General features: G+C 37.0%; 17 protein-coding genes and 1 pseudogene. 2 read left to right on the top strand and 16 right to left on the bottom strand.

The features are described from left to right. On the top strand, positions 1-404 hold a 404-nt coding region (locus tag BMY85_RS08750; RefSeq protein WP_278280400.1), incomplete at its 5' end, for an ATP-binding protein. Between the two features lie 45 nt (positions 405-449). Here the strand turns inward: BMY85_RS08750 and BMY85_RS16350 are convergent. Further along, positions 450-695: pseudogene (locus BMY85_RS16350) on the bottom strand (group II intron maturase-specific domain-containing protein); the annotation flags it as partial. Positions 696-708: 13 nt separating this feature from the next. Then, on the bottom strand, positions 709-1,755 hold the full coding sequence (gene ltrA, locus BMY85_RS08745; protein ID WP_242939707.1) for a group II intron reverse transcriptase/maturase: 1,047 nt from the start codon (positions 1,753-1,755) through the stop codon (positions 709-711). Positions 1,756-2,191: 436 nt separating this feature from the next. Between ltrA and BMY85_RS08740 the strand changes: the two genes are divergently transcribed. Continuing rightward, positions 2,192-2,506 carry an ATP-binding protein gene (locus BMY85_RS08740; RefSeq protein WP_330387247.1) on the top strand — a complete coding sequence of 105 codons (315 nt, stop codon included), beginning with the start codon at positions 2,192-2,194 and terminating at the stop codon, positions 2,504-2,506. Between the two features lie 241 nt (positions 2,507-2,747). Here the strand turns inward: BMY85_RS08740 and BMY85_RS08735 are convergent, their stop codons facing one another. The 14 genes from BMY85_RS08735 to fliW all read right to left on the bottom strand — a co-directional run bounded on the left by BMY85_RS08735 (position 2,748) and on the right by fliW (position 15,975). Then, a complete protein-coding gene (locus BMY85_RS08735; RefSeq protein WP_092477897.1) occupies positions 2,748-3,209 on the bottom strand; it encodes a signal peptidase II in 462 nt (153 codons plus the stop codon). Between the two features lie 13 nt (positions 3,210-3,222). After that, complete coding sequence (locus BMY85_RS08730) at positions 3,223-3,999, bottom strand: carbon-nitrogen family hydrolase (protein WP_092477896.1); 777 nt, start codon at positions 3,997-3,999, stop codon at positions 3,223-3,225. A 146-nt stretch (positions 4,000-4,145) separates the two neighbouring features. Next, positions 4,146-5,639: an N-acetylneuraminate synthase family protein gene (locus BMY85_RS08725; RefSeq protein ID WP_092477895.1), complete on the bottom strand. Its 1,494-nt coding sequence runs from the start codon at positions 5,637-5,639 to the stop codon at positions 4,146-4,148. A gap of 12 nt (positions 5,640-5,651) precedes the next feature. Continuing rightward, a complete protein-coding gene (locus BMY85_RS08720) occupies positions 5,652-7,256 on the bottom strand; it encodes a motility associated factor glycosyltransferase family protein (protein ID WP_092477894.1) in 1,605 nt (534 codons plus the stop codon). 13 nt (positions 7,257-7,269) lie between these two features. After that, positions 7,270-8,277, bottom strand: coding sequence for an acylneuraminate cytidylyltransferase family protein (locus BMY85_RS08715; protein ID WP_092477893.1), 1,008 nt, complete (start codon positions 8,275-8,277; stop codon positions 7,270-7,272). Positions 8,278-8,288: 11 nt separating this feature from the next. Then, positions 8,289-10,127 carry a motility associated factor glycosyltransferase family protein gene (locus BMY85_RS08710; RefSeq protein ID WP_092477892.1) on the bottom strand — a complete coding sequence of 613 codons (1,839 nt, stop codon included), beginning with the start codon at positions 10,125-10,127 and terminating at the stop codon, positions 8,289-8,291. 26 nt (positions 10,128-10,153) lie between these two features. Beyond that, the gene (locus BMY85_RS08705; RefSeq protein ID WP_092477891.1) at positions 10,154-10,474 is read right to left on the bottom strand and encodes a hypothetical protein; all 321 of its coding nucleotides are present in this window, start codon (positions 10,472-10,474) and stop codon (positions 10,154-10,156) included. 163 nt (positions 10,475-10,637) lie between these two features. Continuing rightward, entirely contained in the window at positions 10,638-11,456 is an 819-nt protein-coding gene (locus tag BMY85_RS08700; protein ID WP_092477890.1) for a flagellin N-terminal helical domain-containing protein, read from the bottom strand. Positions 11,457-11,743: 287 nt separating this feature from the next. Next, positions 11,744-12,220: a hypothetical protein gene (locus BMY85_RS08695; protein ID WP_092477889.1), complete on the bottom strand. Its 477-nt coding sequence runs from the start codon at positions 12,218-12,220 to the stop codon at positions 11,744-11,746. Between the two features lie 19 nt (positions 12,221-12,239). Then, complete coding sequence (gene fliS / locus BMY85_RS08690; protein ID WP_092477888.1) at positions 12,240-12,614, bottom strand: flagellar export chaperone FliS; 375 nt, start codon at positions 12,612-12,614, stop codon at positions 12,240-12,242. Positions 12,615-12,663: 49 nt separating this feature from the next. Further along, entirely contained in the window at positions 12,664-14,742 is a 2,079-nt protein-coding gene (gene fliD / locus BMY85_RS08685; RefSeq protein ID WP_092477887.1) for a flagellar filament capping protein FliD, read from the bottom strand. Between the two features lie 14 nt (positions 14,743-14,756). Next, positions 14,757-15,140, bottom strand: a complete 384-nt coding sequence (locus BMY85_RS08680; RefSeq protein WP_092477886.1) for a flagellar protein FlaG — start codon at positions 15,138-15,140, stop codon at positions 14,757-14,759. A 161-nt stretch (positions 15,141-15,301) separates the two neighbouring features. Further along, entirely contained in the window at positions 15,302-15,520 is a 219-nt protein-coding gene (gene csrA, locus BMY85_RS08675) for a carbon storage regulator CsrA (RefSeq protein ID WP_092477885.1), read from the bottom strand. After that, a complete protein-coding gene (fliW, locus tag BMY85_RS08670) occupies positions 15,520-15,975 on the bottom strand; it encodes a flagellar assembly protein FliW (RefSeq protein ID WP_092477884.1) in 456 nt (151 codons plus the stop codon). Before fliW ends, csrA begins: the two co-directional genes overlap by 1 nt. Between the last annotated feature and the right edge of the window lie 31 nt (positions 15,976-16,006).

The following is a 16,006-nucleotide window of genomic DNA, read 5'->3' as shown; positions in this document are numbered from 1 at the left end:
CCAAATCCATGATTAAAGCGGGTGCATTTCCACATCACAAAGAGCTGAAAGATTTTGATTTCACCTTCCAGTCCTGCATTAACCAGCAGCAAATTGCTGAATTCGGGACCCTGCGTTTCCTTGAACAGAATGAGAATATTGTATTTCTTGGTACAAGTGGCGTTGGGAAAACACATCTTGCGACTTCTATTGGAATAGAGGCTGCCCAAAAAAGAATTAGCACTTATTTTATTAAGTGTAATGACTTGCTCCAGCAGTTAAAAAAGGCTAAGGCAGAAAACAGGCTACAGGACAGGCTAAAACATTTTTGTCACTATAGACTGTTAATAATTGATGAACTGGTAGGGTCAAGTGATGGCGCGCTATTCACGATTCCATCACCTGCCACATCAAACCGTGCATGAGGTTCTCCCTCACACGGCTTTCCGATAGTCTTCATCTTGCTGCATTCAAAGGTTATGCATATATCTCTTTTTGTTTGGAGCGTAAAAGAACTCTATTCCACTGTTTCTGTACCATTCATTGAATTCCATCAGTATTCTCTCTCTGTATTTTCTTTGCTTTCGATAACAATACTTCTGTCTCCACAGTTTCATCCATAGATACTCATCCAACTGTTTAAATCTCAGATATGAATTACCATTTGCAAAGTAGTTTCTCCACCCCCGAATAATGGGATTCAATCTCTCCACTTTATGGTCTAACGATTCATATGCCGATTATTCTACAGGTGACTTCTCGAATACTATCTTTTACCTTCTTTAACGCCTTTTTATTTGGCATCATATAAGGTAGCTTTCGATTGAGTTTCGTGTTATGAAATTTCTGAAAGGTGAACCCGAGGAAATCAAAACTTTCTGTGTTCATATCTACTATCCTTGTTTTAATGGGATGCAGAGTTAATTTCAGCCTTTGCATTAGAGCTTTTAGATGCATAAACGCTAAGTCCGCTTGTTTCTTGGAATAACAGACAATTACAGCATCATCTGCATATCTAACCAATTCTCCTAATTCTTTGTTATTATTCCAGTGAGAATCCAAGACATGCAAATATATATTCGCCATGAGTGGACTTATAACTCCCCCTTGTGGCGAACCCATATCAGTCGGAAAAAATTTTCCATCTTCAATAACTCCAGCTTTCAGCCATTGCCGAAACAATTTCAGAACTCGTCTGTCGCTGATTCTCCTCTCGATAAGTTTCATGAGTATTTCATGATCAATGTTGTCAAAATATCCTTTTATATCTGCATCTACCACATACCAGTTTTTGTATAGAATCTTTTGTACCTCTTTTGTTGCCTGTATTGCATCCCTCTTTGGTCTGAAGCCATATGAACATTCTAAAAAGTTTGCTTCAAATATTGGCTCAACCACTATCTTGCACGCCTGTTGTACGATTCTATCTCGAATGACAGGTATGCCCAGTGGTCGTTGTTTTCCATCTGGTTTTGGTATATAGACTCTTTTGACTGGCTTTGGACGATAAACGCCTTTCATTAAATCTTCTTGGATATCCAGTAAGTATGATTCCACACCATACTCTTCAATCATTTCAAAGGTTACACCATCTATTCCAGCACTTCCTTTGTTCTCTTTTACCTCTTTCCACGCCCGCCATAAGATATCCAGGCGAAAAATACGGTCATACAGCGCATGAAATCTGCGTTGTTTATCCTTTTTGGCAGCCAAGTATAGTTTACATTGAAGTTGTCGTGATTTATTTATTGAGTGTTGTTGTCCTTTTTGAGGCATGCACTGTCCCTTACCTTCCTGTTTAACTTGACTAAAGCAGAGCCCCTTTTCTAGGTGTGTTTATCTTGCCACACCATCACAGATACTATTGGCTCCTCCGACTCCTCATAATGCTTCTTCTTGAATTTCGTGTGTAATTTATATCAAGAATTACATGTTTATGGAAGCATGACACTATGAGGTCTCTTCTGTTCCATCAACAACTATGTTAACATTCCGCTCCCTCTACACCGAAGGGTTCCTCAGCGCTGATTCCAGTGTCTACACACCTTCCATGGTCTTCGTCATAAAGCCAGTGACTCGACTCCCTTTTTTTCCCCGAGGGGTCTAAGGTAACGATGCTACAGGATTCACTTAATGTTACGGACTACTAACTTGCACCTATTTCACATAGGCATACATCGCTTCAGCACAATCGGTCACCCAAAAGCACTGGATGCTTGCTACGGAGCTCACTGGTGATTACTCCGACCAGACTTTCACTGGCAAGCTGTTGACAGCTTGCAGAACACACGGCTATCTTCCAATAGACAAGGAGGATTCCAATCTATTCTTCCAGTTAATCGATATGCGCTATGAGAAAAAGAGCACAATACTGACCACAAATATAAATTTTAGCGAATGGGACAGTGTGTTTTATGATGCAGTAGTAGCAAATGCAATATTAGACCGTGTACTTCACCATGCAAATGTGGTAAGCATTTCAGGTAAGTCATATCGGTTAAAAGACCATATGAAAGCAACAGATTAGATAGTGTAAATGTACATTCTTATTTTAGATTTTTTGTACATTTTTGTATTGACATTTATACTGTTCCTGAGTTCTTCGCCGTCGGTGAGACGTTCAGAGCACTGCTTTTGTGTGCTGTCAAGGGTGGCGTGGCATGCCTAAAACTGAATAATTTGTAATTATCAAGGTTCGTTGAAGCCTTTTTTATTGGCTTGATTTTTTCATAGGCTACTTTACACTATCTTCTATAATAATTTCCCTGTCATTGCGACTCCTTAGTAAATAGACTTATAATAAAAGCCAAAGCACTTCCTGCTATTAAAAACAAATCTGACAAATTAAAGTCTATCTGTTTCATTTTTTTTATTTTTGGAAAATTCAAATAATCTACAACATAACCTCGGTGCATGCGATCAAAAAAATTTCCCGAAGCACCACCAGCCATAAAAGAAACAGCTAACTTCCAAAAATATTTTCTCTTTTTCGGAAGCAGTATCGCAAAAAAACAAATTAAAATTCCTAGAATAATCCCTGTAATTCCAAGAACATAATTTGGCCTCTTTTCCATAAAATTAAGGCAGACACCATTATTATGACTTTTTTCAATTACAACGTTTCCTTTTAACAGCTCCGTTTTATCCGAAAACGTTCTCCTGCTTTCAATCCAGTACTTTATACTCAAATCAATTCCACAAATCCCCAATGCAATTAAAATAAATATCATGTAAACTCTCCTTTCAAAATTCCTGTTTAATCTGAATCCGCTGATCCATTCTCACAGGAAACTTGCTCTGATATTCCTTTACATCATTGTTTATTTCAATCCAAGCCATGGTTTCTTTATCTCCTACTTGCAGCAGCCGTTCCCCAACTGGACTAAACACGGAGCTGTCTCCTGAGTAATAAGAACCGTCCATCATGCCACAACAATTTATGCCTATAATATAGACTTGATTCTCAATGGCTCTTGCCTGTAATAAACATTTCCAATGACTGCTTCTAGATGCTGGCCAATTAGCTGGTACAATGATTACGGAACAGTCTTTGTCCTGTATGCGGAACAGTTCTGGAAAACGAAGATCATAACAGATTACTGTTGCTATTTTATGCTCTAACAGATTACAGCATACTATATTATTTCCACCCTGAAAATATTCCGACTCTTTTCCATAACGAAATGGATGGATTTTTACATAATCCGAAATAAGATTTCCTTGTTTGTCTACAATAGAATAATGATTCAGGGCTTTCTCCTGTTCATTTTTTTCTACCCATCCAAACCCAATCGCTAATTTCCTGTTCCGGCATATCTTCTGAAACCATTCTATGGTCTGACCAGCATACGAATCTTTCGTTTTACAAACTTCCATTGAAAATCCAGTCAAAGACATCTCTGGCAACAGTACAAGATCTATTTTCTCTTTTTGAGCTTGTGTAAGAAATAAGAGAATTTTTTCCTTATTTTTTTCTTTGTTCTCCCATAGGATTTGCATCTGCACAATTCCAATCCGCATTTCATCTTCCCCTTATCAAAATAATTAAATGCTCCATTTTAAAATAGTCTTCCCCATCTGCTTTTGCTGATCCTGTTCAAAGGCTTTCAGCAAATAAATAATTATTTCACTTTTCATAATACTGCAAACCTAGCATAAGCATTTTCCTACCATCTTCTCATTATGGTTTTTCTCTCAATTGGATCTAATCCACTTATTTTTTCATCTTCATAATAAGAATCATTTTTAATATGGGTTGTAGATACTTCTTCAAATATAGCTCCATGCTTTGACGTAAAGGAATGCTTTTCCCCACGTAATACCGTCTGAATATCCCCTGGTTCCATAAAACGGTCTTTTCCACTGATCGTTACCTTTAAATCGCCATATAGAAGCTGGAACGTTTCTTCCTTTTCTTTATGGGCATGTACAGGATGATATTGTCCTGGCAACACGATAATTAATTTTTTACAGTATTCACGATTAATAATATTAATAATAATTGCACCAAACTGTCTGAAATGCTGCATGCCATAATGATGGGATAATTCTACTTCAAAATCATTTCCAAGGGCAATTCCTGCCTCATACAGCATACCTTTGGCATCATGAATTACACTACGGACCAGACTGATATCTGTTATCTTCTTTTTCTCATGAAGCTCATCATTGGCTTTGTAATCCTTAGAAGCAATTACTCCATCATAAAACTCGCCGCTTGTCATCTGTTTATCAAAACATGGCATAGCAAAGAATACATCTTCTCTCTTAATTTCTTCTCCTGCTTTCACATCATGCTTTAAATAAACACCACGCATTAAAGAATGCAAAGAATCAATTTCTTCCTGACTAATATACTTTTCATCGCTTTTCTTTAAGGTACAGATATTTTTGGCGTTTAAAGAAGCTTCTACCCACTTATCTGCCTGTGCCGGATTCATGGAATACGCATTTAAAGTAATTGCCTCTGTTGGCAAACCTACATGACGCTCCAGTATTTTAGCTCCTTTGGCAACTGCAAGCATCGGAATGGTATTATCCTCTGGATCTTCATGGCCTGAATACCCGATAGTAATATGTGGATATCTTCTATTCAGTTTATCTATAAAATCTAACTGAAGACGCTCCATAGGAGCTGGATATTCCGCAACACAATGCATAAATGCAAATTCACAGGATTTATGTGTCATAAAATTATAGATTTTATCAATATCTGCGACCGTTTTTCCACCTGTTGATAGAATAACTGGCTTATGTGTTTCTGCAATCTTTAATAACAGCGGAAAATCTAACGCACTGCAGCTTGCTACTTTAATAATATCTATTCCCTGATCCATACACCAGTCCACACTATCTTCATCAAAAGGAGTTACCATCGTAACCATTCCCTCTTCTCGAATGGCATCCACTATCTGGCTAAACTGATCATAATTTAATCTAGTGCTCATAAATCTTGGCACATGCTTAATATCCTGACGGTTTACATAATCAGGATGAATAAAATTATCCAGATTACGGTACTGAAGTTTTACCGCTGCTTTAATATTATATTTACGGGCAATTTTTCCCATAGCATGTACAATATCCAGACCATGTTCTACACTTCCCTGATGGCTATTGGCCATTTCAAAAATAAATAAATCCTCAAAAATATTGCTCATCGCACAAACCTCCTATTTTACCATATCTTTTAAGGCAACATTTTTCATTCCTTTGATATTTGCTCCACCTTCCGTCGCATTATAAAATGCAACATCACTAAAATTCTTAATGTGTCTTTCAATCCATTCACGGTACTGGTCCATAGAACAGTTTGTATACACTTCCTTTCCATATATATCTTCAATTACACGTAAATCCTTTACATCTGAAATATTTCTTCTAAATGTATCTTTTGCATGTGCATAATTATTGGTATATGCCAAATCCAGACCTAATGTAATAATTTTTCTGCACCCCAATTTCAATGCAAGATCCAGTGCCACCGTAGAAACCGATCCCCCTACTTTACAGGTAAAACCATTCTTCTTTTTCGCCGCTTCTTCTGCAAGGATAAAATCCTCTTGATAAATCAAGTACTTTGGCCCTTTATAATCTTCTCCGAATTTATAATTTGCCGTAGATAAAAGCAATAACGGAATCTGCTGATCCTCTATTCCTCTTATCTGTTCCCTTACACGCAGATTGGCATCCGAAATCACCACATAATCAATTGGAATCTTCTCCTTTACCATTTTACGGAAAACCGTTCCTACAGCAATGATCATGCTATGCTCTTTATTCACTTTCTTTAATTCATGGAAATTCTGATCAAGAGACGGACCTGCCGCTACAATATAGGCCGTTTTCCCTTTCCAGCTATCCGAAAGCTGGTAAACCGTGTCTGGAACATTTTTTTGATTTTCTCTAAAGTTTGCAATTAGCATCCCCATCTGATTTTCAACTGAATTATACTGGATAAAATAATTTTCCAGCCTTATTTTTATACTGCTTGCTTCCATTACCTGCAAAGAAGGATAATGGATTACAAAGGTTCCACTATCTGTCATTCCAGATAGTCCCTTCCACAATTTAGACTGGTTTCTATCATAAATCAGCTTATGCTTTGGATTTTTTAAGAACTTTTCTTTTACTCCATATTTTTCGGACAGTGCAATGACGTTCTCATCACTTTCATAAACAATAATTTCTACCGTCTCATCTATTTTTCCAAGAAAATATGCATGGTATCCTAGGCCAAAACCAAAAATAATATATTGAGATTTATCCTGCTTATACCAAGACTCCGCCAATTCATACGCTGCAAGCAGCGGCTTATCATTACTATGAAAATAGAACTTTCTGCCTTCTGCCTCTTTTGCAAGAGTACACTCTCCATTGGTACAGAATTCTATAAAATATGGTGCATCTGCCTGTAAATCTTCTTCCGATACATATTGGAACAATGCCTGCTGTACAGCCTCAATATATGCTGCAAGTTCTAATTCATATAAATCTGCAAGCAGCACATAATCCCTGTCCTGCTGAGTTTTCAATATTCGTAACAGCATCTCTTGTATCTGCTGCAAATCAATCTGGGCAAAACCAGTCTGGTTTATTTCATCGGCATGTTCCACATACTCCCTTACTAGACCTTCCATTTTCTCAAGAATCTGGCTTCCAAGTCTTAATGCCCTGTCATAATTCTGCACATGAAAATTTTTTACAGCCAAATGGATATCCTGAAGCACCATCTGATTTTCATAAAACATCTTTTCCATAGATTCTTTTATAAACACTTTTCCTATTCTCCTATATATTAAAAATATTATACAGCTTATTTATCTCCAGCATTTTATCATCAATATAATAATCTGCATTAGGCTTTCCAAAAAGCAGCTGATGGTACTTTACTCCCCATCTGCCAAGCTGTTCTTGTGTAATCCCTGACCAGTCAATTCCTGTCACATAGCCTCTTGCCGTAAACAATACAATTTCATTTCCCAGTTCATACAAATGATTGATGATTTTAATCATTTTATCATTTGGCTTTGCCACTTTATAATCCAGATCTGGCTCGAATTGGGCTACCACTCCATCTATATCAAAAACAAAACGTTTCTTTCCTTTTGTTATCTCTAAATACACTTCTGCTCTTTGAAACTCTTCTTCCGTATCAATATCATAATTATGTGCCATTTCATATCCTAATATATAGTCTCCAGACATTGAATGTTTTTCTAATACAACGCTTCCCCGGAATACATCAATACAAGCATTCTGATAATATACCTTTGGCAGTTCTTGCCGCGGCATATTATAACATTCCGGAATCTCCTGTATCAGTGGTGTAATTCTTCCATCCTCATCCTTATGCCACATTTTATATGGAATTTCCCTGGCAGGTGCAAGACTGCGAACGGAATCTGCCTCCTTATTTTCCAGAAGCATTTCTATCATTGCATCAATATCTTTAATATCCCGAATTGGATAAGTGGGCCTTAACTGTACAACAATATCAGCCTCATATCCTTCTTCCTCTTTTAAATACTCCAGACAGTGCCAAAAAACATCATAGTCTAAGGCAGTATCCGTTGCATATTCTGCCGGCCTTATAAATGGAACCTCTGCCCCGTATTCCTTAGCGATATCCGCATACTGCTGGCTATCTGTACTTACAATAATGCGATGGATGTATCTGCTTTTTTGTGCATGCTCAATGGAATATGCAAGCATGGGCTTTCCATTTATGTTACGGATATTTTTGTCTTTTACACTTTTTGAACCGCTTCTTGCTGGAATTACTGCTAAAATATTCATACTATACTCCTTTAGCTATTTTGCTCTTCTAACTTATGAATGGTTTCTGCCATAACAGGTTCTATAAGATTCACCACTTCTACTACCGCTTCAAAAAATGAACGGCTGGAATCAAAAATATTAAGTAAGTTTTCCTTTTCATCTTCCTTGGTTGAAAAGACTTTTACATAACTTTGCTCCATTGTAGCAATAACTAAATCATCCAGCATTTTATAAAATTCCAATGCTTTAAGATAATTGGTGATTTCTTTTACTTTTCCAACTTTAGAATCTACACTCTTGCTCTGTACCTTTCCCTGCTTTACCAGACGAATTAAATCAGCACAATAACCAACTCCTTCCTTGGCTTTTTTCTTCATCTTTACAAGTCTATCTTTATCCGATACCAGTCTGTCTTGAATTGTTTGAAAATATTCTCTGGTAAAAGCTGGAGGAATCTCTTTGAATTGTTCCATCAGGGTTTCCACTTGATGATCGGTATCACCTATTGCCTGTTCCAAGTCCATAAGTACACTTCCTTTAATCAGTGCCCCTTCCTTCTTTGTATCAATTATAGTAATCTCTGGATGCACTTCAATAAAATCTTCAAACCACTTAATAAACTCAATCCAGTCATAACGAGAAAAAACTTTGGTTCCTCCAATGCCGTTAACCAGCTTTCCAGCAGTGCCACATGGATTACTTACAACATCCCCCACATGAGTTACCTCTCCATGAAAAGAAAGATCCTGCCCTACTAAACATATTTTCTTGATCCCAAGATATTCCAAAATCTGTACCGTAAAAGTTGCAACAGAACCACTTAAGTGAACGTCTGGAAAATCCCCCAACATTTCCAAATAATCTTTGTATAAATAATAACCTGACCAGCATATGATTTTCCTGCCAACTTGCCTTTCCATAATCAGAGGCTGAGATGCAGTTAAACAAAACATAGGAATATCTACGGATTCTTCTGTTGAAAACTGCTGTAAACTTTTTTCAGGATCCAATGTAGTAACAAAGTCCGGCTTTATACCATGATCCAAAAGATACTGCAGACTTCTATCCACTGCTACAATAACCGCTTTTCCTTTTATCCATTTTAATTTTTCCAAACTGTCTGCTAATGACGGCCCTGCTGCTACTACAATAGCAGGTACCTCCGAATTCCATATTTCTTTTAGCTGTGTAATGGAAATGCTGTCTCTTAGCATGGGAATATTTATAAACTGGTTTTTTAATGTACTTATTGCCAATTTTAACAAAGTATTATATTCAACCCGAGCTGATTCAGCAGACTGAATAATTTCCTTTTTAAAATATTCATTGAATTCTCTTTGGAATAATTTATCATATCCAGAATGAACCACGAATTTAACATTTGAAAGATTCTCCATTCCATAAATTGCCTTAAGCGGCTTATGAAAATCAAATTCATTAATCTTTTCAACCCCTATAATAAATCTGGAATCCTTAAAAATATCCTCTAAATCAAAATTATGAAGTGCATTTAAAAATAACTCGGTACAAGGTTCATAAACCAGTAAATAATCCTGTTCCTGCATATTGCTTAACAGTTCTCTTACAAAATACCCATTTCCCATTCCATACATGGTAACATGGTTATTCATATTATTAAATTTATATTGCTGTACCCACTTATGTGCTTCTTCCAGCGGACGAAATGCACTATTTAAACGAATCGCTTTCCCATCCTTTGTAACAACGGTAATAAGGTTGCCATCACGGGCTGGCATATTCTCAATTTTTTCTGTTTTTTTCTCCAATTTATCAATATCTAATTCTGCCAGTTTCTGAAACAGCGATGGCTTATACTTTTCTATAATATTAAGATTTTTACTATACACTATATACTCCTCTATCTAAACTGAATTTAATTACATTCACAACTATCCAATACCTGTTCTAACTGTTCCTTAATATCATAACTAAATAAATCTGCTAACAAAACACTATCCTGTTCCTGCATGGCTTTAAATGCCTCTTTTACTGAACTTAACAGTTTTTCTTCATCTACAACTTTTCTATTGCTTTCTATCTGATAGCTAGAAATCTCCGCTAACAGTTTTTCCAGTTTTTCAATAAACACATTTAATGCTAAAAATCCTTCCTGTACTTTATTCTGGTAAAAAAGCTCTGTCATTTCATCTATTTCATTAAGGAGCTCCTTTGCTCCTTCTGCTATTTTCTTCATACTATACCTCGTTTTTATATTTTTCTCATTCTAGCTTATATCCCCATTAAATACAATTGTACTTTCTAAGGATTATCCTTTTGCCTTTAATTTTCCAAATAGAATGGTATTCTCTCATATTAAAAAAAGGCTGACACTGTCAGCCTTTTTTTATACCCTGCAATTATCTTAATAAGCTTAAGATACCTTGTGAAGCCTGATTAGCCTGAGCAAGCATAGACTGAGCAGCCTGTTGAAGGATACCGTCCTTGCTGTAGTTAACCATTTCAGCAGCCATATCAACGTCACGGATACGAGATTCTGCTGTCTGTAAGTTTTCAGATGTGTTATTTGCATTAGCAATTGTATGCTCTAATCTGTTCTGGATAGCACCTAAAGCAGATCTCTGAGCAGTTACTGCTACAATAGCATTATCAATTGTAGTAATAGCAGATGTTGCATTAGCATAAGAACTTACTTGAGTATGAATCGTAGCTACACTTAAAGCTGTTGCTCTCATATCCTTAATTGCAAAGCTGATATTCTGTTTTGTATTTGCACCAACCTGAAGATTCTTGCCTGATAAAGTACCATTTAATAATCTCATTTTGTTGAACTCTGTCTGAGAACCAATACGTGTGATTTCTTTTTCTAATTGCTCAATTTCTTCCTTAATGGATTCACGGTCAGCCGCTACATTTGTATCGTTGGCAGCCTGTACTGTTAATTCTCTCATTCTCTGAAGAATGGAAGTTGTTTCATTTAAAGCACCTTCTGCTGTCTGTACCATAGAGATACCATCCTGCGCATTGATAGAAGCCTGATTTAAACCTCTAATCTGTCCACGCATTTTTTCAGAAATCTTTAAACCAGCAGCATTGTCAGCAGCACGGTTAATCTTAAATCCTGAAGATAATTTTTCTGCAGATTTTGCAACGTTATCGTTTGTAATACCTAACATTCTGTTTGTGTTAGCAGCTGTCATATTGTGTTGAATTCTCATAATTCATTCCTCCTTGAATTTCCAGTAGCATCCATGCTACTTAAATTAAATGGTTGATTTTTGCATTATGCCAAACTCTGCTGTCCATGTAATATATAACTCTTACATTTGTAATATATATCGGATTGTGCAAAAGAAACTTAATAGTTTTTTGAAACTTTTTTTATTTTTTTTATATTATAATTATATTATAAAATAAACTGGCAGATTGCAAAACAAAACCTTTCCATACAATGGATAGTCCCATAAAAAGGTGCAGAACCCATTCCTGGCCCTGCACCTTTTCCCTATTTTTTCTTATCCAGAAAATACGACTGGCTGTATTGCTGATGTACCATATTGCGATAATAATTAGAGGCTGCACTGTTATTCCTGCGCATCTCACGTAACTGTCCTTTTCTCTCCTCCAATATTTTATCCATCTGCATCTTATTGCGCTTTTCCAGTACTTCAATATCCATTCCCAGTTCCGTAATCCCTGCAATCAGCTTCTGCATTGACGCAATATCCTCCCCATACTGGGAACGGTCCAAAGCAAGTTCCTGCCTGACTCTGTTATAAACCACCTCAAACCCATTGTCCAGCTCTGCAATCCGATCAAGAAAACGCTGTTTTCCCGCTATTGTCTCAAGAAATGATTCTTCTTCAAAATCTTGAAACAGCAGTTCTTCCTGTTTTTTGGTAATGTCTAATATAGACTGCAATGCACTGTACTTTTTCTGCAGGGAATCTGCAAGCACCTTTACATATACAATATTATTCAAGGCTTACTCCTTTCCGAAGCTATTTCATCCTGCTTTTAGCCATAACCTGTTTCCAGATATCTCTCATATCCCGGATCTCCGTCAAGGCTTCCTCAAGCAAATCTGCATCTTTTTTAATATTTGCCTGAAACAGCTTTCCTTGAATATATTTATACACGTTATTAAAGTTCTCCGCAACAGGATATTTAAAATCCAGCGTTGCCTGCAGTTCTAAAATGATACGTTCTGCTTTCTGAATATTGGTATTTGCCCCCTGAATATCCCTTTTTTCAATTGCAGCTTTTGCAATATTGCAAAATTTAATTGCCCCTTCATATAACATTAAAGTTAAATCAGCTCCAGAGGCCGTCTGGACCTTGCTGTTCTGATAAGCTGCCGCCGCATTAAATGACATATGCTCTCCTCCATCTATCTTTCCTACCTGACGTAGATTTTATGTATCATCAGCCACCTAGTAAACCTGCCAAGGATGACTGCTGCTGCTGCAGTTTTGCCAAGGCCGTCTCCATCTTGCTAAACTGGCTGTAATATTTGTCTTCCAGATTCTTCAAAGCAGTTTCATCCTTGGAAATCCTTTTGTTCAGTGTTTTAATCTGGTTCTCAATCTCTTTATCATTATAAAATGTCAAAGCACTGCTCATAGATGTCTTTTTCATTTTATCCGCCATTGCAGAATACAATTCTTTTGCTACACCACACATTACTTCCATTACTAAGTCCGGATCCTCTGTTAATGCCTGCTGTAACTTATTATTGTGATCCTTATAAAGCGGATCCTCTGCGTCTCCCATAATGTGAAGCAGGCCTTTTTCCGTATAATCAGTAGAAGTCTGAATGCCTAACGAAGCCAGCGAATAATTTTTTCCTTTTACCGTCACGCTTTTCTGCAAAGCATTTTTCATGGCATTTGTGACATTTCCAAGGGAAGTGTCCCTTCTTAACAAAGAATCTTTAATCTTTGCTTCCCACTTTTCAATCTGATCATCCGACATGCTTTCCCGCTCATCATCAGACAATGGATTATAGCCACGTGCAGAACCTGCATAATATAATGTATTCATTTCTTTTAGTATCTCATTATATTCTTTTACAAAATCTTTAATCATATTATATGCAGAGTCTGTGTCTCTAGAGATACTGCAGGAAACCGGTGTATCTGTTATGCCTTTAATAGCAATTGTCAATCCATTTACAGAAACGGTATTAGATGAATCTTCCAATTCAACGCCATTGTAATTGATAATGCTGTTTTTTGCGGCAACATATGTATAGCTTCCCGTATCCGATGCGGACTTATCTTCATCGGATGCTGCAATTTCACCTAATCCTAAAGCAGCTAACGGACTCGTTCCTGAAGTTTTAGTAGCACCGCCTCCATCTGCATAAACTGCCTTATAATTGGCAATGGCACTTTTCATGGCGGTTTCCACTGTCAAATCACGTGCAGCCTGATCTGCAAATGTATATTCTGCAGTTTCAGAAGCATCCGTTAAGCCTAATTCCGATGCAACATCACTTTCCGATAATCCATTGGCAACTGCTTCCTTAATTTTAGCCTGATATTCTGCTGAATTCAGTTTTGAATTGATCTTTGCATCCAGTTCTTTCTGTTTTGCTTCTGCTATTTTTTCAGCACGTTCTTCCTCATTTTCAATAGAGGCATGCTTTTCTTCTATCTTCTTAATCTCCTCTTCCTCTAAGGAAGTATTCCGTTTCAGAATTTCATTATAATATTTTGTCGCCTTTGCTGTAGCATCCGCATTGGAGTTTTCTTTTGCCAACTTGATAAGCTGTTCTTCTGCTTGGGCAGTATCTCCATTCTTCTGCAAAGAAACCAGACAACTATTAACAGATGAGGCTGTACTAGAAACACTCATATTTACCAGCTTTTCAATATCAGCCTTTGCAGCAGCTCCTTGTGCTGTATAATTTCCTGTCGTAATGGAAAATGCATTTTCCACTCCACTGCTTGCCGAACTGATAAAAAAGCGTTTCTGCCTGCTATCATAGCTGGCATTTAATCCTGCACTTTTACATGCTGTTAAGAAATCACCTACGGTTGTATTGCTGCTTACCCCTAACTGCTGTTCCTCATCTCCATTTTTAATTGTTATTACAGATGAACCTGCAGCAAAGCCAATATCAGCAAGCTTTGTTTTTTCACTAAAACCATCCGTTGTAATTTTCCCACTGGTTACATACTGGGCACTTGCCAGCTGTTTTACAGATACCTGATGGGAACCTTCCGGAGCATCTTTCTGTGCCGTAATGGAAACTTTTGTATCGTCAGAACCAACCGCTTTTTTGGTTAAATAATTTTTCTGCAGACGGAGATTGCTGACTGTACCTGTATACAATTTATATAATTTTGTATTAAGCTCTTTCCACTTTTCCTGTTTCCATTCCAGCAGCTGTTTTTTATCCGTTGTTTTTTTATTCTTGCTCTTCTGTGCCTTTACCAGTTCCTGGATAACTGCATCCGTATCCAGTCCAGAGATCATACCTGTCAAACGAACCGCCATGATAAAAACCTCCTTTACATTTTTTCGTCTATCATCAGCCCTGCTATTTCATTTAGTTTTTCAAGCATTTTAATGGTATCCTCGGAAGGAATCTCTCGAATCACTTCTTTGGTAGTAACATCATATAATTTAATGGATACACGATTGCACTCTTCATGATATGTAAACTCACATCCTGTCCTCTTAAACCGCATATCTGCATTCATTTTGTCAATTGCATCCTTGATTTTCCTGTTATCAGCAGAACTGTTTTCTGAACCTTTTTTCCTGTCTGCTGACGTACTGCTTCCTGCTTCCTGCCTGTTATCCAGACCGCCTTTTACAGATGCACCTGCACCAGCCTCACTACTATATGCCGGACTTGCTGAAGGATTGGCTCCATTCACTTTTTCTAACATATATTCACCTCCATGTAATTTAAAAGATATTCCCTTATCTTATTATCCTATGTATTTTATCGGCATAGAATAAAGTAAACTTTATACTATTTCTAATAAAGTCTTTCCAATTTGCATTTGCCAAAAGGAGGCACTGTATTTAATCCAGTACCTCCTTTTGATTATAATAATTCTTTTAATTTATCAACATTGCTCATATTATTGGCAGACTCTTTATTTGCTTCTTGAATTTGCAGATATATTTCTTTCCGGAAAACAGGTACGCTTTTTGGTGCTTTGATTCCTACTTTTACCTGATCCCCTTTTATGTCCAGAATCGTAATCTCTACATCCTGATTAATAACAATAGATTCATTCACTTTCCTAGATAGGGCTAACATTATTTTTCCCCCTTATCATCGTTCTTTATAATCGGATACTTCACTACATAATTCCTGTTTTCTGCAATCAGCTGAGCACCTACTCGGATATCAGAATTAATGATAATTGGTGCCTTTAAATTGGCTGTTGTCTTTGTTATATCGCTTGGTACGGTAACAACAAGCAATACAACCGCATTTTCAGAATTCACATCTCCTAAATCCTTCATCAATGTTTCATTAATGACTGGGTCATAGTCCTTTTTCACTTCAAATGGGTTAATGACAGGCAGTGCCAGTTCCGGTTCATCTACCGCCTGCAGCCAGGCTATCTTCGCCTTCTCCCCATTTTCCTTAACATCATAAATCAACGTATATCTTTTTAATTCTTCAAATCCTAAAATTCCTTCTGGAAATTCAACAATTTTATCATCGCTAATCTCAACTTCACCAAAGCATCTAGTTTTAATAAGCACGTTCCATTCTCCTTTCGGTTACTGAATCTTT

Source organism: [Clostridium] polysaccharolyticum, assembly GCF_900111595.1.
In the GTDB taxonomy this organism is placed as follows: Bacteria; Bacillota; Clostridia; order Lachnospirales; family Lachnospiraceae; genus Clostridium_AI; species Clostridium_AI polysaccharolyticum.
Note: the sequence above shows the minus strand (reverse complement) of the source record. Positions and strands in the feature narration are given on the sequence as shown.